The organism is Pseudomonas sp. PLB05 (assembly GCF_021106615.1).
GTDB lineage: Bacteria > Pseudomonadota > Gammaproteobacteria > Pseudomonadales > Pseudomonadaceae > Chryseomonas > Chryseomonas benzopyrenica.
On sequence record NZ_JAJOHO010000004.1, the window covers coordinates 113,744 to 137,767 of the forward strand.

At 65.7% G+C, this 24,024-nt stretch carries 25 protein-coding genes; 9 read left to right on the plus strand and 16 right to left on the minus strand.

Annotation, left to right across the window (positions count from 1 at the left end):
• Positions 1–14: 14 nt before the first annotated feature.
• On the plus strand, positions 15–509 hold the full coding sequence (locus LRS53_RS18390; protein WP_231356885.1) for a YbhB/YbcL family Raf kinase inhibitor-like protein: 495 nt from the start codon (positions 15–17) through the stop codon (positions 507–509).
• Positions 510–526: 17 nt separating this feature from the next.
• On the opposite strand, the gene LRS53_RS18395 is transcribed toward LRS53_RS18390, so the two are convergent.
• Positions 527–1,330 (minus strand): hypothetical protein, encoded by an 804-nt coding sequence (locus tag LRS53_RS18395; protein WP_231356886.1) that lies wholly within the window; start codon positions 1,328–1,330, stop codon positions 527–529.
• A gap of 132 nt (positions 1,331–1,462) precedes the next feature.
• Here LRS53_RS18395 and pip point away from each other — a divergent pair, with 132 nt between their 5' ends.
• The 4 genes from pip (at position 1,463) to mdoH (ending at position 7,186) form a co-directional block, all read left to right on the plus strand.
• Complete coding sequence (gene pip / locus LRS53_RS18400; protein WP_231356887.1) at positions 1,463–2,428, plus strand: prolyl aminopeptidase; 966 nt, start codon at positions 1,463–1,465, stop codon at positions 2,426–2,428.
• The gene (gene dtd, locus LRS53_RS18405) at positions 2,425–2,862 is read left to right on the plus strand and encodes a D-aminoacyl-tRNA deacylase (RefSeq protein WP_231356888.1); all 438 of its coding nucleotides are present in this window, start codon (positions 2,425–2,427) and stop codon (positions 2,860–2,862) included. The genes pip and dtd overlap by 4 nt, the downstream gene beginning before the upstream one ends.
• A gap of 213 nt (positions 2,863–3,075) precedes the next feature.
• Positions 3,076–4,596, plus strand: coding sequence for a glucan biosynthesis protein G (locus LRS53_RS18410; protein ID WP_178121676.1), 1,521 nt, complete (start codon positions 3,076–3,078; stop codon positions 4,594–4,596).
• Entirely contained in the window at positions 4,589–7,186 is a 2,598-nt protein-coding gene (mdoH, locus tag LRS53_RS18415; protein WP_231356889.1) for a glucans biosynthesis glucosyltransferase MdoH, read from the plus strand. Before LRS53_RS18410 ends, mdoH begins: the two co-directional genes overlap by 8 nt.
• A gap of 68 nt (positions 7,187–7,254) precedes the next feature.
• Here mdoH and LRS53_RS18420 read toward each other — a convergent pair whose 3' ends face one another.
• The 9 genes from LRS53_RS18420 to ubiE all read right to left on the minus strand — a co-directional run bounded on the left by LRS53_RS18420 (position 7,255) and on the right by ubiE (position 13,277).
• On the minus strand, positions 7,255–7,965 hold the full coding sequence (locus tag LRS53_RS18420) for a 16S rRNA (uracil(1498)-N(3))-methyltransferase (protein WP_231356890.1): 711 nt from the start codon (positions 7,963–7,965) through the stop codon (positions 7,255–7,257).
• The gene (gene tatC, locus LRS53_RS18425) at positions 7,962–8,759 is read right to left on the minus strand and encodes a twin-arginine translocase subunit TatC (protein ID WP_093254243.1); all 798 of its coding nucleotides are present in this window, start codon (positions 8,757–8,759) and stop codon (positions 7,962–7,964) included. Before tatC ends, LRS53_RS18420 begins: the two co-directional genes overlap by 4 nt.
• Positions 8,756–9,112, minus strand: a complete 357-nt coding sequence (tatB, locus tag LRS53_RS18430) for a Sec-independent protein translocase protein TatB (RefSeq protein ID WP_093254239.1) — start codon at positions 9,110–9,112, stop codon at positions 8,756–8,758. Before tatB ends, tatC begins: the two co-directional genes overlap by 4 nt.
• Before the next feature lie 9 nt (positions 9,113–9,121).
• Positions 9,122–9,388, minus strand: a complete 267-nt coding sequence (locus tag LRS53_RS18435; RefSeq protein ID WP_231356891.1) for a twin-arginine translocase TatA/TatE family subunit — start codon at positions 9,386–9,388, stop codon at positions 9,122–9,124.
• A gap of 27 nt (positions 9,389–9,415) precedes the next feature.
• Positions 9,416–9,748 (minus strand): phosphoribosyl-ATP diphosphatase, encoded by a 333-nt coding sequence (locus LRS53_RS18440; RefSeq protein ID WP_007161606.1) that lies wholly within the window; start codon positions 9,746–9,748, stop codon positions 9,416–9,418.
• Entirely contained in the window at positions 9,741–10,142 is a 402-nt protein-coding gene (gene hisI, locus LRS53_RS18445) for a phosphoribosyl-AMP cyclohydrolase (protein ID WP_231356892.1), read from the minus strand. Before hisI ends, LRS53_RS18440 begins: the two co-directional genes overlap by 8 nt.
• Positions 10,143–10,276: 134 nt before the next feature.
• Complete coding sequence (ubiB, locus tag LRS53_RS18450; protein ID WP_017641040.1) at positions 10,277–11,875, minus strand: ubiquinone biosynthesis regulatory protein kinase UbiB; 1,599 nt, start codon at positions 11,873–11,875, stop codon at positions 10,277–10,279.
• Positions 11,872–12,507: a ubiquinone biosynthesis accessory factor UbiJ gene (locus LRS53_RS18455; RefSeq protein WP_231356893.1), complete on the minus strand. Its 636-nt coding sequence runs from the start codon at positions 12,505–12,507 to the stop codon at positions 11,872–11,874. Before LRS53_RS18455 ends, ubiB begins: the two co-directional genes overlap by 4 nt.
• Positions 12,507–13,277: a bifunctional demethylmenaquinone methyltransferase/2-methoxy-6-polyprenyl-1,4-benzoquinol methylase UbiE gene (gene ubiE, locus LRS53_RS18460; RefSeq protein WP_017641038.1), complete on the minus strand. Its 771-nt coding sequence runs from the start codon at positions 13,275–13,277 to the stop codon at positions 12,507–12,509. The genes LRS53_RS18455 and ubiE overlap by 1 nt, the downstream gene beginning before the upstream one ends.
• Positions 13,278–13,428: 151 nt before the next feature.
• Between ubiE and LRS53_RS18465 the strand changes: the two genes are divergently transcribed.
• Positions 13,429–13,707, plus strand: coding sequence for a polyhydroxyalkanoic acid system family protein (locus LRS53_RS18465; protein ID WP_231356894.1), 279 nt, complete (start codon positions 13,429–13,431; stop codon positions 13,705–13,707).
• A 7-nt stretch (positions 13,708–13,714) separates the two neighbouring features.
• Here LRS53_RS18465 and LRS53_RS18470 read toward each other — a convergent pair whose 3' ends face one another.
• The 6 genes from LRS53_RS18470 to LRS53_RS18495 form a co-directional block, all read right to left on the minus strand.
• Complete coding sequence (locus LRS53_RS18470) at positions 13,715–14,086, minus strand: gamma-butyrobetaine hydroxylase-like domain-containing protein (protein WP_231356895.1); 372 nt, start codon at positions 14,084–14,086, stop codon at positions 13,715–13,717.
• Positions 14,087–14,314: 228 nt separating this feature from the next.
• Entirely contained in the window at positions 14,315–15,664 is a 1,350-nt protein-coding gene (gene hslU / locus LRS53_RS18475) for an ATP-dependent protease ATPase subunit HslU (RefSeq protein ID WP_064309272.1), read from the minus strand.
• A gap of 19 nt (positions 15,665–15,683) precedes the next feature.
• Positions 15,684–16,217 (minus strand): ATP-dependent protease subunit HslV, encoded by a 534-nt coding sequence (gene hslV, locus LRS53_RS18480; protein WP_017641034.1) that lies wholly within the window; start codon positions 16,215–16,217, stop codon positions 15,684–15,686.
• A 230-nt stretch (positions 16,218–16,447) separates the two neighbouring features.
• The gene (locus LRS53_RS18485; RefSeq protein WP_231357086.1) at positions 16,448–17,185 is read right to left on the minus strand and encodes an SPOR domain-containing protein; all 738 of its coding nucleotides are present in this window, start codon (positions 17,183–17,185) and stop codon (positions 16,448–16,450) included.
• Between the two features lie 15 nt (positions 17,186–17,200).
• Complete coding sequence (gene argS, locus LRS53_RS18490; protein ID WP_231356896.1) at positions 17,201–18,958, minus strand: arginine--tRNA ligase; 1,758 nt, start codon at positions 18,956–18,958, stop codon at positions 17,201–17,203.
• 239 nt (positions 18,959–19,197) lie between these two features.
• Entirely contained in the window at positions 19,198–21,411 is a 2,214-nt protein-coding gene (locus LRS53_RS18495) for a primosomal protein N' (RefSeq protein ID WP_231356897.1), read from the minus strand.
• Positions 21,412–21,568: 157 nt separating this feature from the next.
• Between LRS53_RS18495 and rpmE the strand changes: the two genes are divergently transcribed.
• The 3 genes from rpmE (at position 21,569) to LRS53_RS18510 (ending at position 23,992) form a co-directional block, all read left to right on the plus strand.
• The gene (gene rpmE, locus LRS53_RS18500; protein ID WP_007161618.1) at positions 21,569–21,784 is read left to right on the plus strand and encodes a 50S ribosomal protein L31; all 216 of its coding nucleotides are present in this window, start codon (positions 21,569–21,571) and stop codon (positions 21,782–21,784) included.
• Positions 21,784–22,611, plus strand: coding sequence for a thermonuclease family protein (locus LRS53_RS18505; RefSeq protein WP_231356898.1), 828 nt, complete (start codon positions 21,784–21,786; stop codon positions 22,609–22,611). The genes rpmE and LRS53_RS18505 overlap by 1 nt, the downstream gene beginning before the upstream one ends.
• A gap of 112 nt (positions 22,612–22,723) precedes the next feature.
• A complete protein-coding gene (locus LRS53_RS18510) occupies positions 22,724–23,992 on the plus strand; it encodes a malic enzyme-like NAD(P)-binding protein (RefSeq protein ID WP_017641029.1) in 1,269 nt (422 codons plus the stop codon).
• Positions 23,993–24,024: the final 32 nt, after the last annotated feature.

Genomic DNA, 24,024 nt, shown 5'->3' on the forward strand with positions numbered 1-24,024 from the left:
CACAGGAGCTCTCCGTGAAACTCTGGACCGATGCCTTCACCGACAACGGCTTCATGCCCAAGCGCCACGAGTTCGATGTGGCCGACTTCGGCGCCCACGGCGACAACATCTCGCCTGCGCTGCAGTGGTCCGATCTGCCGGCTGATACCAAGAGTCTGGCGCTGACCGTCTACGATCCGGATGCCCCCACCGGCAGCGGATTCTGGCACTGGGTGGTGGTCAATATCCCGGTCGGCACCCAGGGCCTGGCGGAAGACGCCGGCCGCGCCGATGGCTCGGGCCTGCCGGCAGGCGCCCTGCAACTGATCAACGACTACGGCACCCGCGGCTTCGGTGGCGCGGCGCCGCCCAAGGGTGACAAGCCGCACCGCTACATCTTCCAGCTGCATGCGCTCAAGGTCGAGCAGCTGCCGGTGCCGGCCGAGGCGACCAATGCGGTCGGCCGCTTCATGATCCACCTCAACCAGCTGGCTGCGGCGACCTACACCGGTCTCTACGAGATCAAGTAGGACAAAGCACGGACGGGCTAGAACTCGTCCGTCGAGGCCGCCAGGCGGATGCCGGCGGCGCGCATCTCGGCCAGGAAGGCTTCACCCTGGGCTTCGAAGCCTGGCACCGAATGACTGCAGTCGGTCAACAGCACCAGGTCCTGGCGCCGCTCCACCGGCCAGAATTCCAGCAGGTCGCGCAGGGTGCTGGCCACGCAGTGGGACAGCGCCTCGCCCGCCACCAGCAGGGTATCGGCCGCCTGTAGCCGGGCGATCAGCCCGGCGTCCACCGCGGTGCCCGGGTCCGCCGGGTCCAGCACCTCGGCGCGCAGGGCCGAATAGTGTTCGGTATGGGGATTGCCGCCCTTGGCGATGAACTGTACCAGGCGCCCCTGCTCTCGGCCCCAGGCATTGAGCGCCTGGTGGACATCCTCCTGCACCCCATGGCCCCAGCCGCCTACCAGGCAGTGTTCCGGCCAGATCACCAGGCGATAGCGACCGCCAGCCTCCAGCGCCTGCACATAGGCCAGCGCCCGGGCACGCTCGCTCGGCTCGCGGGTCTGCCAGCGACCATCGGCCACCTCGTCCGCGCTGATCTGGGTAAAGGGCGCCGGTGGCTGCCCGGCGGCGTCCTGCCAGCCGTGCGGATGGGCGATGTGCAGCGGCTGGTGGGAATCCAGGGTGACATGCACCCCGGTGAGTCGAGGCCCGAGGCGCTCGATCAGAGCGGCGACGCGCTGCAGGCCGGCTACCGCGCCGGGTACCGGCAGGGCCGCACTCGGCAGATCGCAGAAATCGTTTTGCGGATCGATCAGCAGCAACTGCAGCTTGGCGTGGGACATGGCGATCTCCTTGGGCAACTGGCCGTCGATGGTGCGGGTGCCGCTGGACGCGAGGCAAGCCCGGGCAGCGTGGAAACCCGGTAAGGTGCAGGTCTATGATGAAGGGGCCGACCCTGCCCCGCGGAGCGCGACATGCTGAATCTGTACCCGGAAATCAAGCCTTACGCCCGCCACGAGCTGGCCGTCGAAGCCCCCCATGTGCTCTATGTCGATGAGAGCGGCTCGCCCGACGGTCTGCCGGTGCTGTTTATCCACGGCGGACCCGGCTCCGGATGCGATCGCCTGAGCCGGCGTTTCTTCGATCCCAATCTCTACCGCATCGTCACCTTCGATCAGCGCGGCTGCGGTCGCTCCACGCCCTATGCCAGCCTGGAGAACAACACCACCTGGCACCTGGTCGAGGACATCGAGCGCCTGCGCGAGCACCTGGGCATCGAGCAATGGGTACTGTTCGGCGGCTCCTGGGGATCGACCCTGGCGCTGGCCTATGCCCAGCGCCATCCCGAGCGGGTCCGCGCCATGATCCTGCGCGGCATCTTTCTCTGTCGCCCGGTGGATCTGCACTGGTTCTACCAGGATGGCGCCAGCCGGCTCTTTCCGGATTTCTGGCAGGACTATCTGCACCCCATCGCCGAGGAAGAGCGCGGCAATCTCATTCAGGCCTACTACCGGCGGCTGACTGGTCCGGACGAGCTGGCGCAGATGTCCGCCGCGCGCGCCTGGTCGTGCTGGGAAGGCCGCACCGTGACCCTGAGGCCCAATCCCGATGTGCTGGAGAAATTCAGCGAGCACGCGCTGGCCATCGCCCGTATCGAATGCCACTACTTCGTCAACGACGCCTTTCTCGAGCCCGACCAGCTCCTGCGCGACATGCCCAGGATCGCCCATATTCCGGCGGTGATCGTGCACGGCCGCTATGACATGGTCTGCCCCCTGGACAATGCCTGGGCTCTGCACCATGCCTGGCCCGGCAGCGAATTGCAGATCATCCGCGATGCCGGCCATGCGGCCAGCGAACCCGGTATCTGTGACGCCCTGGTGCGGGCCACCGACCAGATCGCCCGCCAGCTGCTCGATCTGCCCCGGGAGGCCGAGTGAAGGCGTTGCTGCAACGGGTCGCTCGCGCCAGCGTCGAGGTGGCGGGGGATACGGTCGGCGCCATAGGCCCGGGGCTACTGGTCTTCGTCGGCATCGAACCCGCGGATGATGAAGCGGCCTGTGGCCGGATGCTCAGGCGGCTGCTGGAATACCGGGTGTTCGCCGACAGCGAGCAGCGCATGAATCTGTCCCTGCAGGACGTCGGCGGCGGGCTGCTGCTGGTCTCGCAGTTCACCCTGGCCGCCGATACCCGCAGCGGGCGGCGGCCGAGCTTTTCCACCGCCGCACCGCCGGCTCAGGGCGAACGGCTGTTCGATCACCTGGTGAGCCTCGCCCGTGACCTGCATCCCGAGGTCCAGACCGGTCGTTTCGGCGCCGATATGCAGGTTTCCCTGGTCAACGACGGACCGGTGACATTTTTATTGTCGATTTAGTGAGGGCGCCCCTTACAGCGCCCTGCCAAGTGTCTATGATTGCGCAGTTCGAGTTTGAACGGTCGTCCAACTGGGGAATCATTGACCCTTGCGGGAGTCGGACCTCTGCCTATCCGTTTCGCGACCACCGGTCGCCGAACGTATTCGTACGCTGATTTAGGAGGCTGCGTGTTATCTCATTCCAAAGTTAAGCCGGGCAAGCAGGGCTTCGCCCTGATCGGGCTCTCCGTTGCACTGGGTCTCTTCAGTGCCCAGGCCCTGGCCTTCAGCCTGGACGACGTGGCCGCCAAAGCCAAAGAACTCTCCGGCCAGAAATTCGTCGCGCCCAAGAGCAACCTGCCCGCATCCTTCAGCGGCATGAAGTATGCCGATTATCAGCAGATCACCTTCAATCAGGACAAGGCCTACTGGAAGGATGCCAAGACGCCCTTCCGGCTGAATTTCTATCACGAGGGCATGCACTACAGCGTGCCGGTGAAGATCAACGAGGTCACCGCCAACAACGTCGAAGAGATTAAATACGATCCCTCGATGTTCAACTTCGGCAATCTGCAGATCGATCAGGCCCAGCTCAAGGATCTCGGCTTCGCCGGATTCAAGGTGCTCTATCCGCTGAACAAGGCGGACAAGCATGACGAGCTGATGACCATGCTCGGCGCCAGCTATTTCCGCGTGATCGGCAAGAACCAGGTCTATGGCCTGTCCGCTCGTGGTCTGGCCATCGACACCGCCCTGCCGTCCGGCGAGGAATTCCCGCGCTTCACCGAGTTCTGGGTCGAACAGCCCCAGTCGGATCGTCGCAACCTGGTGATCTATGCACTGCTCGATTCGCCGCGGGCCACCGGTGCCTATCGCTTCGTGCTGACGCCTGGCAAGGACAGCACCGTCGACGTCGAAGCCAAGGTGTTCCTGCGCGACAACGTCAACAAGCTCGGCATCGCGCCGCTGACCAGCATGTACCTGTTCGGCCCCAACCAGCCGAGCGCCCAGGTCAACTATCGTCCGGCCCTGCACGACTCCAACGGCCTGGCCATCCATGCCGGCAACGGCGAGTGGCTGTGGCGCCCGCTGAACAATCCGCGCCGGCTGTCGGTCAGCACCTACACCATCGAGAATCCGCGCGGTTTCGGTCTGCTGCAGCGGGGTCACGAGTTCTACAAGTACCAGGACCTGGACGAGCGTTATGACAAGCGTCCCAGCGGCTGGGTAGAGCCCAAGGGCGACTGGGGCAAGGGGCACGTCGAGCTGGTGGAAATCCCCACCCCGGACGAGACCAACGACAACATCGTGGCCTTCTGGACGCCGGACACCCTGCCGGAGAAGGGCCAGCCGATCGATGTCAGCTATCGCCTGCACTTCACCACCGACGAACCCAACCTGCACACCAAGGACCTGGCCTGGGTCGCCCAGACCCGCCTGTCCACCGGCGACGTGCGTCAATCCAACCTGGTGCGCCAGACCGATGGCAGCCTGGCCTATATCATCGACTTCGAAGGGCCGAATCTCGACGATCTGCCCGAGGATTCGCAGGTCGGCTCCCAGGTCAGCCTGGACGCCAACGGTGAACTGGTCGAGAACTCTGTGCGCTACAACCCGGTTACCAAAGGCTATCGCCTGACCCTGAGACTCAAGGTCAAGGATCAGACCAAGCCGGTGGAAATGCGCGCCAACCTCGCCCAGGGTGACAAACCGCTCAGCGAAACCTGGACTTACCAGCTACCTGCCAATGAATAACACCACCCGCGATACCTCGGTCGCCGCTGCTGGCGACTACCTCGAACACCTGCCGTTGCCCGCCGGGCAACGGCAGGTGCTGGACCAGACCGCTGACGTCGAGTCGCTGCACCGGCAACTGGCCGGTGCCCGCGGCGAGGGTGCCCAGGGCGCCGACGCGGTGATCGCTTCCACTGAGGCACGCCTGGCTGCCGGTTGGGACGACACCCTGGACGATGGCGAGCTGCTGGGCAGCGATGCCCAGGGTCGGGTGTTCATCAAGGCCACCCCGCCCATGACCCGCTCCATGATGGTGCCCGATCCCTGGCGCACCAATCCCGTGGCGCGGAGTTGGAAGCGCCTGCTCGGCCGCAAGGACCACAGTCGCTGGCAACCCGATCCGGAAGCCGACGCCCATGCGCACTGGCGCAAGGTAGGGTCCTTCCGGCGCTTCATCCTGTTGATCCTGATGCTGGTACAGACCGGCATCGCCACCTGGTACATGAAGGCCGTGCTGCCCTATCAGGGCTGGGCGCTGGTCGATCTCAGCGAGATCTACAGTCAGGGCTGGGGCGAATCCATTCGCCAGGTGCTGCCCTATGTGGTGCAGACCAGCATCCTGCTGCTCTTCGCCTTGCTGTTCTGCTGGGTGTCCGCCGGTTTCTGGACCGCCCTGATGGGCTTCTGGCAACTGCTCAGCGGGCGCGACAAGTACAGCATCTCGGCCAGCTCCACCGGGACCGAGCCGATCAATCCCCAGTCACGTACCGCCCTGGTGATGCCCATCGCCAACGAGGACGTTCCGCGGGTCTTCGCCGGTCTGAGAGCCACCTACGAGTCGGTCCGTGCCAGTGGCGAGCTGGAGCACTTCGACTTCTTCATCCTCAGCGACAGCAACGATCCGGACAAGTGCGTGGCCGAAGAGAAGGCCTGGCTGGAGCTGTGCCGCGAGGTCGGTGGCTTCGGCCACATCTTCTATCGCCGCCGTCGGCGTCGGGTGAAGCGCAAGAGCGGCAACATCGACGACTTCTGCCGTCGCTGGGGCAGCCAGTACAAGTACATGGTGGTGCTCGACGCCGACAGCGTGATGAGCGGCGAGTGCCTGGCCAGTCTGGTCCGGCTGATGGAAGCCAATCCCCGTGCCGGCATCATCCAGACCGCGCCCAAGGCGTCCGGCATGGATACCCTGTACGCGCGCCTGCAGCAGTTCGCCACCCGGGTGTACGGACCGCTGTTCACCGCCGGCCTGCATTTCTGGCAGCTGGGTGAGTCCCACTACTGGGGTCACAACGCGATAATCCGGGTCAAGCCGTTCATCGACCATTGCGCCCTGGCTCCGCTGCCGGGCACGGGCTCCTTCGCCGGCGCGATTCTCTCCCACGACTTCGTCGAAGCCGCGCTGATGCGCCGTTCCGGCTGGGGCGTGTGGATCGCCTACGACCTGCCGGGCAGCTACGAAGAGTTGCCGCCCAACCTGCTGGACGAACTCAAGCGCGACCGCCGCTGGTGCCATGGCAATCTGATGAACTTCCGGCTGTTCCTGGTCAAGGGCATGCACCCGGTGCACCGTGCGGTGTTCCTGACCGGGGTGATGTCCTACCTGTCGGCGCCGCTGTGGTTCCTCTTCCTGGTGCTGTCCACGGCGCTGCTGGCGATCCACAAGCTGCTGGAGCCCCAGTACTTCTTCCAGCCACGGCAGCTGTTCCCGGTCTGGCCCCAGTGGCATCCGGAGCAGGCCATCGCGCTGTTCTCCACCACCCTGATCCTGCTGTTCCTGCCCAAGCTGCTCAGCGTGGTGCTGATCATCGCCAAGGGCGCCAAGGAATTCGGCGGGGGACTGCGGCTGTTCCTCTCCATGATGCTGGAAATGCTCTTCTCGGTGCTGCTGGCACCGGTGCGGATGCTGTTCCACACGGTGTTCGTGACCGCCGCCTTCCTCGGCTGGTCGGTGCAGTGGAATTCGCCTCAGCGTGACGACAACGACACGCCCTGGAGCGAAGCCTTCCGCCGTCATGGTTCGCAGATGCTGCTCGGTCTGATCTGGACCGCCGGCGTGGCCTGGCTGGATCCGCGTTTCCTCTGGTGGCTGTCGCCCATCGTGGTGTCGCTGATCCTGTCGGCGCCGGTGTCGGTGATTTCCAGCCGTACCAACCTGGGGCTGGGCAGTCGCCGGCATCACCTGTTCCTGATCCCGGAAGAGTACGCTCCGCCGCGCGAGCTGGTGGCGACCGACGAGTATCTGCACCTGAACAACCGCAACGCCCTGACCAAGGGCTTCCTGCGCGCGACTGTCGATCCGGTGCTCAATGCCCTGGCCATCGGCATGGCCCGCGGTCGCCACGGCAAGGTGGTGGAGCCGGCCCGCCGGCTGCGCGAAGAGCGGGTGGCTCGGGTCCTGGCCGCTGGTCCGGAGAAGACCAAGGGCGACGACCAATGGCGCCTGCTCAGCGATCCAGACGGCATGGCGCAACTGCACCTGCAGGTCTGGAAAGCCGAGGAGCATCGCAACTGGCGCGAGGCCTATGCGACCCTGCGACCGCGCTCCCACAGTGACTCGGCGGCGGATGCAGCGGCCAGTCCAGCCAGCCTGACCCCGCGGCCCGCCTCCTGAGGAGGCGCTCCGCGCATGAAAAAGCCCCGGTGTCGCGAGACACCGGGGCTTTTTTGTCCGTGATCGAGCTAGAACAGGCGGGCAAGGAGGGCGGGTACGGCGTTCTCGACGCGCAGGATGCGCTCACCGAGCTGCACGGGCGCCAGGCCGGCTTCCTGCAGCTTCTCGACCTCATAGGGAATCCAGCCACCCTCGGGACCGATCGCCAGCGTCACGGGCTCGCTGAGGGCGCGTGGGCAGGCGAGATAACTGCCCGGATGGCCGACCAGGCCGCGGGTGCCGGCTGCCAGTGCGGGCAGGCGGTCCTCGACGAAGGGCTTGAATCTCTTTTCGATCAGCACCTCCGGCAGCACCGTGTCCCGCGCCTGCTCCAGCCCCAGGCGCAGTTGCTCCTCGATGGCCGCAGGTTCGAGAAAGGGGGTCTGCCAGAAGCTCTTTTCCACCCGGTAGCTGTTGAGCAGCACCAGGCGCGCGACGCCCATGGCGGACACGGTCTGCAGCACCCGGCGCAGCATCTTGGGGCGGGGCAGAGCGAGCAGCAGGGTAAGGGGCAGCTTGGCCGGTGGCGCCTGGTCGAGAACGACCCGCAGGCTGGCCTGGGTGGCCTCAAGGGATTCGATATGGCCGGAACCCATCAGGCCATTCAGTAGGCCCACGCGCATCCGGTCGCCTGCGACTGCCTGGTGTACCTCACGTAAGTGAGCGAGACGGCGCGGATCGCGCAACACGACCCGGTCGGCGGCCGTGAAGTCGGCCGCTTCGAGCAGGATCAGATTCACGGGCGTTCGGCGGGCGGCTGGGCTTCAGGGCTGGCGTCTTCGTCGGCCAGTGGGCGCTCGCGCTTCTGCACGAAGCGACCGAACAGCAGGCCGATCTCGAACAGCAGCCACATGGGCACGGCCAGCATGGTCTGGGAGAAGACGTCCGGCGGCGTCAGGATCATGCCGACCACGAAACAGCCGATGATGACGTAGGGACGGATCTTCTTCAGGTAGGCCACGTCGACCACGCCGATCCAGATCAGCAGCACGGTGGCCACGGGAATCTCGAAGGCCACGCCGAAGGCGAAGAACAGCGTCAGGATGAAATCCAGATAGGCGTTCAGGTCCGGCATCATCATGGCGCCTTCCGGCGTGATGCTGCTGAAGAAGTGGAAGATGATCGGGAACACCAGGAAGTAGGCGAAGGCCATGCCGGCGTAGAACAGCACGATGCTGGAGATCAGTAGCGGGATGGCGACCTTCTTCTCATGGCGATAGAGCCCGGGCGCGACGAAGCCCCAGACCTGGTGCAGGATCACCGGCATGGCGATGAACAGCGACACCACCAGGGTCAGCTTGAAGGGCGCCAGGAAGGGGGAGGTGACGTCCGTGGAGATCATGGTCGCGCCTTCGGGGAGGACGCGGCGGATCGGCTCGGAGGCGAAGGCATAGATCTTCTGGGCGAAGTAGAACAGGCCGAGGAAGATCAGAAAGGTCGCCAGCACGCATCTGAGGATGCGGGTGCGCAATTCGGTGAGGTGCGAGACCAGGGGCATTTCCTGGTCATCGTGATCGGAAGGCTTGTCGCTCATGGTGCTCTTGGTGGCGTCTGGGGCGGATCCTGCGGGCGTTCGGCAACCACGTCCTGGGGCATGGGCGGAGCAGCGGCAGCGGGCGGCGTCTGGGCTTCCGGGGTGGAAGCGGCAGGCTTAGGCCGGTTGTCGCGCTGTTCCATGGACAGGATATGCTCGTTGCGCAGCTGCTGGCGAATTTCGTCAGCGCCGATCTCGCGCTCCACTTCCTGGCGGATGCTGTTGAAGCTGCGCCGCAGCCGACCGATCCACAAGCCTGCGGTGCGCGCCGCGCCTGGCAGGCGTTCCGGACCCAGCACCAGCAGGGCGACGAACCCCACCAGCATCATTTCGGGAAAGCTGATTCCGAACATGGGTGGGCCTTAGTCCTTGCGCACCACCGGCTCTTCGACCTTGCGGTGCTCGGCATCGAAGGTCTGAGGGCGATTCAGAGGGGCGTTGGGGTTGGCCGTGCTGGTGGTGGGCGTCGGCTGTTCGGTCTTGTCGTCCTCGTCGGTGTGCATGGCCTTGCGAAAGCCCTTGATGGCCTCGCCCACGTCGGAGCCCAGATGCTTCAGGCGTTTGGTGCCAAAGACGATCACCACGACGAGCAGGATGACGATCCAGTGTTTCCAGTCGAAGATACCCATGGTCTTTCCTCGTTGCGAAGCTTGGGGTCAGGATTGAGTGCGGGCGGCCTTTTCGGCGTGCCCGGAGAGGCCGAAACGACGATCCAGTTCGTCCAGCACGGCCTGGGGATGCTGGCCAAGGGCCGAGAGCATGATCAGGCTGTGGAACCAGAGGTCGGCGGTCTCGTAGATGACGTCGTCGTACTGCTGACTGATGGCGGCGTCCTTGGCGGCGAGAATGGTCTCGACGCTTTCTTCGCCGACCTTTTCCAGGATCTTGTTCAGGCCCTTGTGATAGAGGCTGGCCACATAGGAGGAGTCCGGAGCGGCCTGCTTGCGTTCTTCCAGCACCTGCGCCAGGCGCGCAAGGGTGTCAGTCATGACCGTGCCCTCCGGCATAGATGGCTTGAGGATCCTTGACCACCGGGTCGACGGTTACCCATTGGCCATCGCGCAGCACGCGATAGAAACAGCTTTCCCGGCCGGTGTGGCAGGCGATGCCACCCAGTTGCTCCACCTGCAGCACCACCACATCGGCGTCGCAATCCAGGCGCAATTCGATGACGCGCTGCACGTGACCGGATTCCTCGCCCTTGCGCCAGAGGCGATTGCGCGAACGCGACCAGTAGACCGCGCGGCCTTCGGCGGCGGTCAGGGCCAGGGACTCGCGGTTCATCCAGGCCATCATCAGGATGCGCCCCGAGGTGGGGTCCTGGGCAATGGCCGGTACCAGGCCGTCGCTGTTCCAGTGGATCTCGTCTAACCAGTCGCTCATCGGTCTATTCAATACTACGAATTAAGGTACCAGCCTCGCACAAGACGCAACTCGAATACAGCGGCAGGGCACCAGTGGCTGAGGGCGTGTATTTCGCCCGATAAAAATGACAGGACGGTTACAGCTTAAGGAGTTCAGCGCCTGATCACCAGAACCAGGCCACCGACCAGCATGGCCCAGGCGGGCCAGGCATGGGGCTGGGGTTCGAGGCCCAATTGGGCGGCACCGACCAGCAGGACCGCGCCGATGACCCGCACGATCCAGTCGTCGTTGCGTCTGCCCCAGGGGTTGGGTGGATCCTTGCGATGCGGCTGGGTGATGCGTTCCAGGGTATCGCGGGCCATCTGCGCCAGATGGGGGATCTGTTCCAGTTGCTGCTGGATGTTGCGGGCGACCTGCGGCGGACTCAGCCGCTTGCGCATCCACTTTTCCAAATAGGGCTTGGCGGTGGACCAGAGGTCCAGGTCCGGATAGAGCTGGCGCCCCAGCCCTTCGATGTTGAGCAGGGTCTTCTGCAGCAGCACCAGCTGTGGCTGGATCTCCATGTTGAAACGGCGCGCCACCTGGAACAGCCGCAGCAGCAGCTGGCCGAAGGAGATGTCCTTGAGCGGCTTCTCGAAGATCGGCTCGCAAACGGTGCGGATGGCCGCTTCCAGTTCGTTGACCTGGGTGTTGGCCGGTACCCAGCCGGAGTCGATGTGCAGCTGGGCGACCTTGCGGTAGTCGCGCTGGAAGAAGGCCCAGAGGTTGCGCGCCAGGTAGTCCTGGTCCTCGGGGGTCAGGCTGCCGATGATGCCGCAGTCCACGGCGATGTAGAGCGGATCCCAGGGCTTGGCGGTGCTGACGAAGATGTTGCCCGGGTGCATGTCGGCGTGAAAGAAGCTGTCGCGGAACACCTGGGTGAAGAAGATCTCCACGCCGCGCTCGGCCAGCAGCTTGAAGTCCGTGCCCTGGTCGCGCAGGGCGGCCAGATCGGTCACCGGGATGCCGTAGATGCGCTCCATGACCAGCACCCGCTCGCGGCACCAGTCCCAGTACACCTGGGGCACGTAGAGGCGCTCGGAACCCTCGAAATTGCGTCTGAGCTGGCTGGAGTTGGCCGCCTCGCGCAGGAGGTCCAGTTCGTCGTAGATGGTCTTCTCGTAGTCGCTGACCACGTCCATCGGATGCAGGCGGCGGGCTTCGGCGGAGAGCTTTTCAGCGGTGCGCGCCAGCAGGAACAGCCAGGCGATGTCCTGGCTGATGATGTTCTTCAACCCGGGCCGCACCACCTTGACCACCACTTCCTCGCCGGTGCGCAGCTGGGCGGCATGGACTTGGGCCACCGAGGCCGAGGCCAGCGGCTGGTGATCGAAGCGGGCGAAGGCCTGCTTGATGGGTACGCCAAGCTGGGACTCGATGAGCGCCACGGCCTTTTCCGGCGGAAAGGGCGGGACCTTGTCCTGCAGGAACATCAGCTCGTCGGCGATATCCTCGGGCATGAGATCGCGACGGGTGGAGAGGATCTGGCCGAACTTGACGAACACCGGTCCCAGACCTTCCAGCGCCAGGCGCAGGCGGGCACCGCGCGGCAGGGTCTTGCTCGGCCGCGGCAGCCAGCGCCAGGGCAGCACGTAGCGGGTGGCGCGCAGGTACCAGGGCAGCGGCAGGGCGTAGACGATGTCGTCCAGCCGATAGCGGATCACCACGAAGAAGATCCGCAACAGGCGGTTGAGGGCAGCGAACAGCTTCATTCGTCGGGGTTATCCCTGGCGGTGCGGGCGGTGCCCAGGCGGGCGAGGCGGGCGTCGAGACGATCCACGTCCAGGCGCAGGGCATCGATCTCGGCGAAGCGGGCCTCGCCTTCCAGGCGGCCGACCAGCTGACGACTCTCCTCGTTCAGCCAGTTGGACAGCGTCAGCTGCAGACTGTCACGCGTCTGTTCGCCGAGTGCCTGGCTGCGTCGGGCCAGATCACCCAGGAGTGCGGCTGGCAGCGGGCCGAGCCAGCGACTGACTTCGTGCTGCCAGTCCAGCTCCAGCTTCTGCAGGATGTCGGACAGTTCGATCAGCAGGGCGCTGTCGCCCTCCAGGCGCACGTCCGTCTGGTGCAGTACCCGCTGCTTGTCGCGGGCCAGAGCCAGTTCAGCGAGGCGCGTCGCCGGAGCGCTCAGGGTGCAGTCGATGTCGCCCTCGTGATGGGCGGCGAAGTGCAGGCCGTCACCCGCGGGCAGGATGTACAGGCGCAGCGCCGGTTGCCGGGTCTGGACCGCGATCACCCGTCCGGTCAGGCCGGCCAGTCGCGGCAGCGCTACCGGATCGAGCGCCAGCAGCGGATTCAGGCCACGCTCCAGTGCGGCCAGCAATGCCTGGGTGACGAGGGCCATCAGGGCTTGATGCCGCGATGCAGGGCGACCACGCCGCCGGTCATGTTGTGGAAGGTGACCCGGGCGAAACCGGTCTCTTCCATCATGGCCTTGAGGGTCTGCTGATCGGGGTGCATGCGGATGGATTCGGCCAGGTAGCGATAGCTTTCGGCGTCACCGGCCACCAGCTTGCCCATCAGCGGCAGGAAGCCGAAGGAGTAGGCGTCATAGGCCTTGGACACCAGCGGGTTGGTGGGCTTGGAGAATTCCAGCACCAGCAGCCGGCCACCGGGTTTGAGCACGCGCAGCATCGAGGCCAGGGCCTGGTCCTTGTGGGTGACGTTGCGCAGGCCGAAGGCGATGGTGATGCAGTCGAAATGGTTGTCGGGGAAGGGTAGCTTCTCGGCATCCGCCTGGACGAAGCGCACATTGCTGGCGACGCCTTCGTCGAGCAGGCGATCACGACCGACCCGGAGCATGGAATCGTTGATGTCGGCCAGGACCACCTCGCCGGTGGGGCCGACCAGACGGGCGAACTGCTTGGTCAGGTCGCCGGTGCCGCCGGCGATGTCCAGTACGCGGTTGCCGCGGCGCACGCCGGACAGTTCGATGGTGAATCTCTTCCACAGCCGGTGGATGCCCGCCGACATCAGGTCGTTCATCACATCGTACTTGGCCGCCACCGAATGGAAGACCTCCGCGACCTTGTAAGCCTTCTGGCTCTCCGGAACGCTCTGGTAGCCGAAGTGGGTCTGGGATTCGGCCTCGGGGCCTTTGCGCGGATCGCTCATGGGGCTACACCTGGGACAGGGACAAGAGGGCATTCTAGCAGGCCGATCGCCCGGGATGCCCGGCTAAAACGGGGGCTGACCGCTCGGTTCTCGCGATTGGCGACGTGGCGGGCCCTCGCTATAGTCAGGGCCCCTTATCCGGAGTTCCCCGATGTCCCAGATCACCATCGAACGCAGCCATTCGCTCGGCCTGGAAGGCGCTCGCCAGAAAGCCGACCAGCTGGCGGAAAAACTCACGCGCGACTATGGGGTGGCCTGCGCCTGGGAAGGCGATAACCTGACATTCACGCGCAGCGGCGTGGATGGGCGGATCGAGGTCGGTGAAGACCGGGTGCGGGTACTGGCGACCCTGGGCATGATGTTCTCGATGCTCAGTGGCCAGATCGAAAAGGAAATCGAGCGCAAGCTGGACAAGGCCCTGGCGGCCTGAGCCAGCGCTAGAGCATCAGCTTGACCGCGCTGACGTGCGGATCCCGCGTCTTGCCGGCGCGGGCCAGCTGTTCCAGGTACTCGGCCCAGAGCTGGTCGCGGCGACTGCCCAGTTCATAGAGATAGTCCCAGCTGAACAGGCCGCTGTCGTGGCCATCGTCGAAGGTCAGCTTGATGGCGTAGCGCCCCGCCGGTTCCACGGCGCTGATGCCGACCTGCTGCTTGCCCCACTGCAATACCGGGTTGCCGTGTCCCTGGACCTCGGCCGAAGGCGAATGCACCCGCAGAAATTCGGCGGGCAGCTCGAAGGTTTCCGCGCCATAGCTGACGCTGAGGGTCTTGGAGGCCTTGTGGAGCTGGATGGCGGTAGGGGTACGCATGCTGAGGTTCTCTGGGCGGCGATTCAGTCTTTGCTTGAGGCCAACGCGGCCCTGACGGTCCGCCGATGTGGCCGCTCTTAGCAACCGCCGTAGGTCGGGTTGAGCGCAGCGAAGCCCACCATGGGTTCAGGGCGCAGGCAACGTTGGGCTTCGACGATAGAGCTGTCTCAACCCAACCTACGGTCTGTTGCAGCCATGGCCGCGATCAACCAGGCATCAGGCCTGCCGTCACAGTATATAGCGCGACAGGTCTTCGTCCTGGGCCAGTTCGCCCAGATGGCCGTTCACATAGGCCGCGTCGATGACGATGGGTTCGCCATTCTGCTGACCGGCGAGGTCGGCGGCGCTGAAGGACACCTCCTCCAGCAGGCGTTCCAGCAGGGTATGCAGACGGCGGGCACCGATGTTCTCGGTCTTCTCGTTGACCTGCCAGGCGATCTCGGCGATGCGGGTGATGCCGTCGGCGGCGAATTCCACCAGCAGCCCCTCGGTCTTGAGCAGTTCGCGATACTGCTCGGTGAGGGAGGCATGGGGCTCGGTGAGGATGCGCTCGAAGTCCTGCGGGGTCAGTGCCTTGAGTTCGACGCGAATCGGCAGACGACCCTGCAGCTCCGGGACCAGGTCGCTGGGCTTGGACAGATGGAAGGCGCCCGAGGCGATGAACAGGATATGGTCGGTCTTGACCATGCCCAGCTTGGTGTTGACGGTGCAGCCTTCGATCAGCGGCAGCAGGTCGCGCTGCACGCCTTCGCGGGAGACATCGGCACCGCTGGTGTTGCCACGCTTGGCGACCTTATCGATCTCGTCGATGAAGACGATGCCGTGTTGCTCGACGGCTTCCAGGGCGCGGCCCTTGAGCTCTTCTTCGTTGACCAGGCGCGCGGCTTCTTCATCGCGCACCAGCTTGAGCGCTTCCTTGACCTTGAGCTTGCGCTGCTTGGTCTTGCCCTTGTGCATGCCGGCGAAGAGATTCTGCAGCTGGCTGGTCATCTCCTCCATGCCGGGCGGAGTCATGATCTCGACGCCGGCCGGGGTGTCGGCCACCTCGATGTCGATTTCCTTGTCGTCCAGCTGGCCTTCGCGCAGGCGCTTGCGGAACAGCTGGCGGGTGTTGCTATCGGTGGCGGTCGGCTGGGGTTCGTTGCTGAAGCCCACCGAAGGCCGCGCGGGCGGCAGCAGGGCATCGAGGATGCGCTCTTCGGCGGCATCTTCGGCGCGATGGCGGTTACGCACCATTTCCTGTTCACGCAGCATCTTCACCGCGGCATCGGCCAGGTCACGGATGATGGACTCGACGTCGCGGCCGACATAGCCGACCTCGGTGAACTTGGTGGCTTCCACCTTGAGGAAGGGCGCGTTGGCCAGCTTGGCCAGGCGCCGGGCGATCTCGGTCTTGCCCACACCCGTGGGGCCGATCATCAGGATGTTCTTGGGGGTGACCTCGGGGCGCAACTCGACGGGCAGTTGCATGCGCCGCCAGCGGTTGCGCAGGGCGATGGCCACGGCGCGCTTGGCGTCGTCCTGGCCGATGATGTGGCGGTTGAGTTCGTGGACGATCTCGCGGGGGGTCATGGACATGGGCAGTCTCTAAACCGGATCACGCCTGGGGCGCGTCCAGCTCCTCGATGGTCAGGTTGCGGTTGGTGAAGACGCAGATGTCACCGGCGATATTCAGGGAGGTCTCGGCGATCTCGCGGGCACTGAGGTCGGTATGCATGAGCAGGGCGCGGGCGGCGGCCTGGGCATAGGCGCCACCGGAGCCCATGGCGATCAGGCCTTCTTCGGGTTCCACCACGTCGCCGTTGCCGGTGATGATCAGGGAGGCGTCCTTGTTGGCGACCGCCAGCATGGCTTCCAGGCGGCGCAGGGCACGGTCGGTGCGCCAGTCCTTGGCCAGCTCGACGGCGGCGCGGACCAGATGACCCTGGTGCTTTTCGAGTTGCGCCTCGAAGCGCTCGAAGAGGGTGAAGGCGTCGGCGGTACCGCCAGCGAAACCGGCCAGCACCTCGCCCCGGTACAGCCGCCGGACTTTCTTGGCATTGCCTTTCATGACGGTGTTGCCCAGGGAAACCTGGCCGTCGCCGCCGATCACGACCTTGCCGTTGCGGCGTACAGAAACGATGGTGGTCAAGGGAATCTCTCCGCGTTGCTTGGGGCATCGGCCCCGGTTACGCGGAGATATGGGGATGGCCGCGGCGCCCTTCAAGCATCGCGGCGAGGGGATTCGCCGGGCGAGAGCCGGTTCACGGCCTGGCGAGCTAGCGCCAGACCAGGCGAAAAAACCTGAGGACCCGGAGTTATAGGCATTCCAGAGGTCTTTTCACTCCGTCTGGCCGACGTGCAACCGGCCGTGGACCGGTTTCAGTGACCGCGGCGTTGCTGCAGCAACAGATTCTTGAAGCCGCTGCCGGCGAGTTGTTTCTGCGCCTGGGTCAGCTGATCACGATCGCTGTAGGGACCGACCAGCACTCGGTACCAGGTGTCGTCCTTGACCTTGCCCGACTCCACCCGCACGTCCTGGCCGAGCATGATGATTTGGGCGCGGACGCGGTCGGCATCGGCCTGGGTACGGAAGGAGCCGGCCTGGAGGAAGAACAGGGTCACCGGCGGCTGGGCCTTGGTGGTGGCTTCCTTGGGCGGCGTCGCAGCGGGCTGGCCCGGAGCGGTACCTGGCGTGCTCGGCGTCGCGGTGGTCGGCTGGCCGGGCTGCGCCGGGGTCGCCGCGGCATCCGGTTTGGCCGGGGTGGTCGGCTTGGCGGCCGGCGTGCGCGGCACGGCATCGGGCGGCACGATCACCTCGGATTCGGGCAGCAGGGTATAGAAGTCGTACTTGGGCTTGATCGGCGTGGGCGGCGTGCCTTCGGTCTTGCCAGCAGCGGTCGACGCCTTGCCGTTGCCCGCCGCGGCCGCCGGACGGCCTTCTTCCGGCTTGGCGCGCTGCACCGCTTTGTTGCCCGGTTCGAGCTTCATCAGGAACACGACGAAGGCGCCGATGGCCAGACCCGACGCGAGCCAGACCCAGCCGGGCAGGGGCTGTTTCTTGGGAGCCGAGGTATTGCGACTGGCGCCGCGCTTGGGTGGGGCTTTCTTGGCCATCAGGCGGTGATCCGTCTCTTACATGCGTTCCAGGGTATGCAGACCGAGCAGTTCCAGGCCCTGCTTGAGGGTGCGTCCGGTGAGCGCGGCCAGCCGCAGGCGGCTCTGGCGCAACTCGGGGGCCTCGGCGGTCAGGATCGGGCAGTTCTCGTAGAAGCTGGAGAACAGCCCGGCCAAGTCATAGAGGTAGCTGCACAGCAGGTGCGGGGTGCCCTTGTCGGCGACGCTGGCGAGGATCTCGCCGAATTGCGCCAGGCGGCCGCCCAGGTCCTGCTCCTGCGGGGCGTCCAGGAGGATGCGACCGGTGGGCTCGCTCTGCCCGGCCTTGCGCAGCACGCTGGCGACCCGGGTGTAGGCGTACAGCAGGTAGGGCGCGGTGTTGCCCTCGAAGCTGAGCATCTGCTCGAAGTTGAAGCTGTAGTCGCTGGTGCGGTGCTTGGACAGGTCGGCGTACTTGACCGAGGCGATACCCACCACGCGGCCGATGTGGCGCAGTTCGTCTTCGCTGAAGGGTGTCTCGCCACGCTCGGCGCGTCCGGCATTGCGCTCCTTGACCAGTTGGTAGGCACGCTCTTCGGCTTCGTCGAGCAGGTCGACCAGCTTGACGGTGCCGCCATCACGGGTCTTGAAGGGGCGGCCATCGGCGCCGTTCATGGTGCCGAAGCCCATGTGTTCGAGTTGCATGGCCGGATCGACGAAGCCGGCGCGGCGCGCGACCTCGAAGGCCATCTGGAAGTGCAGGGCCTGGCGCTGGTCGACGAAGTAGAGCGCGCGATCGGCCTGCAGCTGGCGGCTGCGATAGCGCATGGCTGCCAGGTCGGTGGTGGAATAGAGATAGCCACCGCCGGCCTTCTGTACGATCACCGGCAGCGGATTGCCCTCGGCGTTCTTGAATTCGTCGAGGAAGACGCAACGGGCGCCGTCGCTTTCGGTTAGCAGTCCGGCGGCCTCCAGATCGGCGACCACCTGGGCGAGGTCGTCGTTGTAGGCGCTCTCGCCCTTGACGTCCGCCGGGGTCAGACGGACGTTGAGGCGATCGTAGACCTCCTGGCAGTGGGACAGGGAGACGGCATTGAAGCGCTCCCAGAGACGCAGGCAATGGGCATCGCCCGCCTGCAGCGTCACTACCAGCTCGCGGGCCCGCGCGGCGAACTCCGGCGAGGCGTCGAAGCGGCCCTTGGCCGCGCGGTAGAAGACCTCCAGGTCGGCCAGCTCGCCTTCGGCGGCCTGGGGCTGTTCTTCCATGTAGGCCAGCAGCATGCCGAACTGGGTACCCCAGTCGCCGACGTGGTTCTGGCGGATCACCTCGTCGCCGAGAAATTCCAGCACCCGCGCCACGGCGTCGCCGATGATGGTGGATCTCAGGTGGCCGACGTGCATCTCCTTGGCCAGGTTCGGCGAGGAGAGGTCCACCACCACGCGCTGGCGTGGGTCGTGCGTGGGCACGCCCAGTTGCGGATCGGCGAAGGCCGCATCCAGCCGCGCGGCCAGTTGCGCGTGATTCTGGAAGAAGTTGAGAAAGCCAGGGCCGGCGATCTCCACCTTGCTCACCGCCGGATCGGCGGGCAGGGCGGCCAGCAGCTTCTCGGCCAGGTCACGGGGCTTGGCGCGGGCCGGCTTGGCCAGCAGCAGGGCGACGTTGCTGGCGAAGTCGCCGTGGCTCTTGTCCTTGGTGTTCTCGACCTGGATGGCCGGCGCCACGTCGGCCGGCAGGGTGCCGTCGGCGATCAGGCGGTCGAGGGCGTGCTGGATGAGCTGGCGGATGCTGTCTTTCATGGTCATTGGCCTTCGGCGTGCGCCGGGCGCGCACTGCGATGAAAACCCGGCATTATCCGTGGCGAGCCCGGCCTTGCCAATGGTAAGAGCCTGTTCAACGTCTCGCGAGCTAGAGCCAAACAAGGCGGAAATGCCTGAGGAAGCGGAGTTTACGAGTGGTAAATGAGCATTCCGAAGGCATTTCTAACGCCGCTTGGCCGACGCGCAGCAGACGCTGAACAGGCTCTAAGCCAATGCCACTAGGAGAGATCGATGGGATCGACGTCCAGCGACCAGCGCACCTGGCGGGCTTCGGGCAGGCTTTCCAGCTGGACGACCCAGATGCCCAACAGCCGGTGCAGAGGCGCACGGCTGCTGCTCTGCAGCAGCAGCTGGGCGCGATGGCGACCGGCGCGCCGCTCCATGGGCGCCGGTACCGGGCCGAGCAACTCCACCTGGGGCAGGGCGAGATTGACCGCCAGGCCTTCGGCGACGTGATAGGCCGCTTCGAGAAAATTCTCCACCTGATCCTGGCGATGGGCATCGGCGCGCAGCAGCGCCAGATAGGCGAAGGGCGGCAGACCGGCGGCGCGGCGCTCCTGCAGCGCCTGGCGGGCAAAGGCCGGATAGCCTTCCTCGGCCAGTTGCACCATCAGCGGATGATCAGCCAGGTGGGTCTGGATCAGCACCTGGCCTGGTTCCTCGGCACGCCCGGCGCGCCCGGCGACCTGGACGATCTGCTGCGCCATGCGCTCACTGGCGCGGAAGTCGGCGGAAAACAGCCCACTGTCGGCGTCCAGCACGGCCACCAGGGTCACCTTGGGAAAGTGGTGCCCCTTGGCGAGCATCTGGGTGCCGACCAGGATGCAGGGCACCCCGCTATGAATGGTGCGCAAGAGCTTGCCCAGGGCGTCCTTGCGCGCGGTGGTGTCGCGGTCGATGCGCAGCACCGGGATGTCTGGAAAGAGCAGCTGCAGGCGTTCCTCGGCGCGCTCGGTGCCAGCGCCCACCGGGCGCAGGTCGAGCTTGCCGCAGGAAGGGCAATGACGCGGCGGCGCCTGGCGGTGATCACAGTGATGGCAGCGCAGCTCACCGGAGCCGCGGTGGTAGGTCATGCGCGCATCGCAGCGCGGGCACTGGGCCAGCCAACCGCAGTCGTGGCAGAGCAGGGTAGGGGCGAAGCCCCGTCGATTGAGGAACACCAGCACCTGCTGGCCGCGCTCCAGGGTCGCGCCCATGGCCTTGAGCAGTGGCTGGGACAGACCGCTGTCGAGCGGGCGACTGCGTACGTCCAGGCGCTCGAAGCGTGGCGGCTGGGCACCGCCGGCGCGCAGTGACAGGCGCAGGTGGGCATAGCGCCCCTGATCGGCGTTGTGCAGGCTCTCCAGCGAAGGGGTGGCCGAGCCCAGCACCACCGGCAGATTCTCGAAGCGTGCGCGGACCACGGCCAGGTCACGGGCGTGGTACCTGAGGCCTTCCTGCTGTTTATAGGAGGCGTCGTGTTCTTCGTCGACGATGATCAGCCCGGGGTGCTTGAGCGGGGTGAACAGCGCCGAGCGGGTGCCCACCACGATATCCAGTTCGCCATCGCGAGCGGCCAGCCAAATGTCCATCCGCTCGCGATCGGTCAGCGCCGAGTGCAGCAGAGCGATGCGCGCATTGAAGCGCTGCTCGAAGCGGCCCAGGGTCTGGGGGCCCAGGTTGATCTCGGGAATCAAGAGCAGCGCCTGGCGTCCCGCTTCCAGGGTGGCGCGGATCAGCTGCAGATAGACCTCGGTCTTGCCGCTGCCGGTCACCCCTTCCAGCAGATAGCAGTGGAAGCCGCTGCCGGCGCGGACCGCTTCGTAGGCCAGGCGCTGCTCGCCGTTGAGCGGCAATTCGGCCTGGGCGAGCCAGGAGCCCTGGTGCCGGGTCGGCTGGTGATAGCGAGTCTCCACCTTGACCAAGCCCTTGGCCTGGAGGAGGTCGAGACTGTCCTTGACCAGGCCGAGCTGGCCGAGCAATTCGTGCAGCACCCCATGGGGATGCTGGCGCAGGGTCTTGAGCGCTTCGCGCTGGCGCGGCGCCCGGGCCAGGCGTGGATCTTCCGGGCGGGCATCGGGCTGGGCGATCCAGAAACGCTGCAGCCGGCGCTCGGCCGGCTCCCCCTGACGCAAAAGGGCAGGAAGTGCCCAGCTCAGGGTGTCGCCGAGGCTGTGCTGATAGTACTGGGCGGACCACTGGCAGAGTTCGAACAGGGCGCTGGGCAGCGGCGGGCGCTCGTCGAGCAGTTGCAGGGCCTTGCGCAGCTTGTCCGGCGGCACCTCGGTTTCCTGGGCCACCTCGATCAGCACCCCGACCACCTCACGGCGACCGAAGGGCACCCGCAGTCGCACGCCGGGGCGCAACTGCTCCTCCACCGCGCCCTTGGGCGGCAGATAGTCGAACAGGCGGCGCAGGGGGGAAGGCAGCGCCAGGCGCAGGATCAGAGGCACGGCAGGGCTCGCAGACGTAAAGCCCGATGGTAGCAGACAGGCGGTGAGGGGGCTGCTTGCGCCTCCTATCCGCTCTGGTATGATTTGCAGCCCAAATCTGTGCGGTATCCGGCAATGGCGCCGGGTGGCGGCACAGCTAGACCCCGAGGATAGTTCCATGAAAGCTGATATCCATCCGCAGTACGATGCCATCGAAGCCACCTGCAGCTGTGGCAACGTCATCAAGACCCGCTCGACCCTGAGCAAGAACATTCACCTGGACGTCTGCTCCGAATGCCACCCGTTCTACACCGGCAAGCAGAAGGTCCTGGACGCTGGCGGCCGTATCGACCGCTTCAAGCAGCGCTTCGGCGTGTTCGGCAGCAGCAAGTAATGCGCTGCCGTCGACCATCTCCGCATGGCTCGACACTGAAAAAGGCGTCCCTCTGGGGCGCCTTTTTCGTTTCTACCCTGGCCACTGCGCCGCTGGCCCTGGCCGCGGCGTGCCCCTTGCTGCCGGGCGGCCAGGAGGTCGAGGTGCGGCAGGTGGTGGACGGCGATACCCTGCGCCTGGTCGATGGTCGCTCCGTGCGCCTGATCGGCATCAACGCACCGGAGTTGGGCAGGTCCGGCGGCACGGCGCAGCCCTATGCCGAGGATGCGCGTCGACGCCTGCAGGCGCTGGTGGACACCAGTGACGACCGCCTGCGCCTGGTCCCGGGTCGCGAGGCGACCGACCACTACGGTCGTACCCTGGCCCATCTCTATGACCGCCAGGGCCGTAATCTCGAAGCCCAGTTGATCGCCGAGGGGCTCGGCTACGCGGTGGCCATCGCGCCCAATACCCGACTGGCCGGCTGTCAGGTCGCGGCGGAAGGCGCGGCGCGCAAGGCGCGACTCGGCGTTTGGAAAAAGGACCCCACCCTTTCCGCCACGCATATCCAGGAGAGTGGTTTCGCCGTGGTGCAGGGGCGCCTGCAGGGGGTCGAACGCAACCGGGGCGGACTCTGGCTGCAGTTCGACGGCGATCTGGTGGTCAATGTGCCGAATCGCTTTGTGGATGCCTTCGCTGAGCTGCCACTGCAGCAATGGATCGGGCGCCAGCTCGAGGCGCGGGGCTGGATCGTCGATCGCAGCCGTCGCCAGGAAGCGGGGCGGGCACGCTGGCAGCTGACGCTGAGCGATCCGCACATGCTGGGTTTGCGGGTTGAATCGTTTTAACCGAAAGTCGTATTGCGATTGATTTCAGGCATCTGGCCGATTGCTTGTGGCACCTTGAGTCTTTGCGTATTCTCGCCCGACCCAAGACCCACACCACGCGGATATACCAATAATGTCTGATCTCAAAACCGCCGCCCTCGAATACCATGCTCAGCCGCGTCCCGGCAAACTCAGCGTCGAGCTGACCAAGCCCACCGCGACCGCTCGTGACCTGTCCCTGGCCTACAGCCCCGGCGTCGCCGAACCGGTCCGCGAGATCGGCCGCGATCCCGAACTGGCCTACCGCTACACCGGCAAGGGCAACCTGGTCGCCGTGATCTCCGACGGTACCGCCATCCTCGGCCTGGGCAACCTCGGCCCGCTGGCCTCCAAGCCGGTGATGGAAGGCAAGGGCGTGCTGTTCAAGCGCTTCGCCGGTGTGGACGTCTTCGACATCGAGGTGGACGCCGAGAGCCCCCAGGCCTTCATCGACACCGTCAAGCGCATCTCCATCACCTTTGGTGGCATCAACCTGGAAGACATCAAGGCGCCCGAGTGCTTCGAGATCGAGCGCGCCCTGATCGAACAGTGCGACATCCCGGTCTTCCACGATGACCAGCACGGCACCGCCATCGTCACCGCCGCCGGCATGCTCAACGCCCTGGAAATCGCCGGCAAGCGCCTGGAAGACGCCAAGATCGTCTGCCTGGGTGCCGGTGCCGCCGCCATCTCCTGCATGCGCCTGCTGGCCAGCATGGGCGCCAAGGTCGAGAACATCTACATGATCGACCGTCAGGGCGTGGTCCACAGCGGCCGCAACGACCTGAACCAGTACAAGGCGGCCTTCGCCACCGAGACCAGCAAGCGCACCCTGGACGACGCCCTCGAAGGCGCCGACGTCTTCGTCGGTCTGTCCGGCCCCAACCTGCTGTCGGCCGAAGGCCTCAAGCGCATGGCGGCCAACCCCATCGTCTTCGCCTGCTCCAACCCGGATCCGGAAATCACCCCCGAGCTGGCCCACGCCACGCGCGACGACGTGATCATGGCCACCGGTCGTTCCGACTATCCGAACCAGGTCAACAACGTCCTGGGCTTCCCCTTCATCTTCCGTGGTGCCCTGGACGTCCGCGCCCGGGTCATCAACGAAGAGATGAAGATCGCCGCCGCCCTGGCCCTGCGCGACCTGGCCAAGCTGCCGGTGCCCAAGGAAGTCTGCGCCGCCTACAACGTCGACAGCCTGAGCTTCGGTCGTGAGTACATCATTCCCAAGCCCATGGATGCCCGTCTGATCACCCTGGTATCCGATGCCGTGGCCAAGGCCGCCATCGAGACCGGCGTGGCCACGCTGCCCTATCCGGCGAACTATCCGCTGAAGTCAGTGGATGACGTCTTCGCCAAGTAAGGCCCGAAGCAATAAAAAACCCCGCCACGGCG

Excerpts from the sequence above, each read along its gene's own strand:
- LRS53_RS18465 (WP_231356894.1), top strand. The coding sequence starts at position 13,429 with ATGTCCCAGATCACCATCGAACGCAGCCATTCGCTCGGCCTGGAAGGC.
- mdoH (WP_231356889.1), top strand. The coding sequence starts at position 4,589 with ATGAATAACACCACCCGCGATACCTCGGTCGCCGCTGCTGGCGACTAC.
- LRS53_RS18470 (WP_231356895.1), bottom strand. The coding sequence starts at position 14,086 with ATGCGTACCCCTACCGCCATCCAGCTCCACAAGGCCTCCAAGACCCTC.
- tatC (WP_093254243.1), bottom strand. The coding sequence starts at position 8,759 with ATGAGCGACAAGCCTTCCGATCACGATGACCAGGAAATGCCCCTGGTC.
- ubiB (WP_017641040.1), bottom strand. The coding sequence starts at position 11,875 with ATGAAGCTGTTCGCTGCCCTCAACCGCCTGTTGCGGATCTTCTTCGTG.
- rpmE (WP_007161618.1), top strand. The coding sequence starts at position 21,569 with ATGAAAGCTGATATCCATCCGCAGTACGATGCCATCGAAGCCACCTGC.
- LRS53_RS18510 (WP_017641029.1), top strand. The coding sequence starts at position 22,724 with ATGTCTGATCTCAAAACCGCCGCCCTCGAATACCATGCTCAGCCGCGT.
- tatB (WP_093254239.1), bottom strand. The coding sequence starts at position 9,112 with ATGTTCGGAATCAGCTTTCCCGAAATGATGCTGGTGGGGTTCGTCGCC.
- LRS53_RS18440 (WP_007161606.1), bottom strand. The coding sequence starts at position 9,748 with ATGACTGACACCCTTGCGCGCCTGGCGCAGGTGCTGGAAGAACGCAAG.
- ubiE (WP_017641038.1), bottom strand. The coding sequence starts at position 13,277 with ATGAGCGATCCGCGCAAAGGCCCCGAGGCCGAATCCCAGACCCACTTC.
- LRS53_RS18455 (WP_231356893.1), bottom strand. The coding sequence starts at position 12,507 with ATGGCCCTCGTCACCCAGGCATTGCTGGCCGCACTGGAGCGTGGCCTG.
- LRS53_RS18435 (WP_231356891.1), bottom strand. The coding sequence starts at position 9,388 with ATGGGTATCTTCGACTGGAAACACTGGATCGTCATCCTGCTCGTCGTG.
- LRS53_RS18505 (WP_231356898.1), top strand. The coding sequence starts at position 21,784 with ATGCGCTGCCGTCGACCATCTCCGCATGGCTCGACACTGAAAAAGGCG.
- hisI (WP_231356892.1), bottom strand. The coding sequence starts at position 10,142 with ATGAGCGACTGGTTAGACGAGATCCACTGGAACAGCGACGGCCTGGTA.
- argS (WP_231356896.1), bottom strand. The coding sequence starts at position 18,958 with ATGAAAGACAGCATCCGCCAGCTCATCCAGCACGCCCTCGACCGCCTG.
- LRS53_RS18395 (WP_231356886.1), bottom strand. The coding sequence starts at position 1,330 with ATGTCCCACGCCAAGCTGCAGTTGCTGCTGATCGATCCGCAAAACGAT.
- hslU (WP_064309272.1), bottom strand. The coding sequence starts at position 15,664 with ATGTCCATGACCCCCCGCGAGATCGTCCACGAACTCAACCGCCACATC.
- pip (WP_231356887.1), top strand. The coding sequence starts at position 1,463 with ATGCTGAATCTGTACCCGGAAATCAAGCCTTACGCCCGCCACGAGCTG.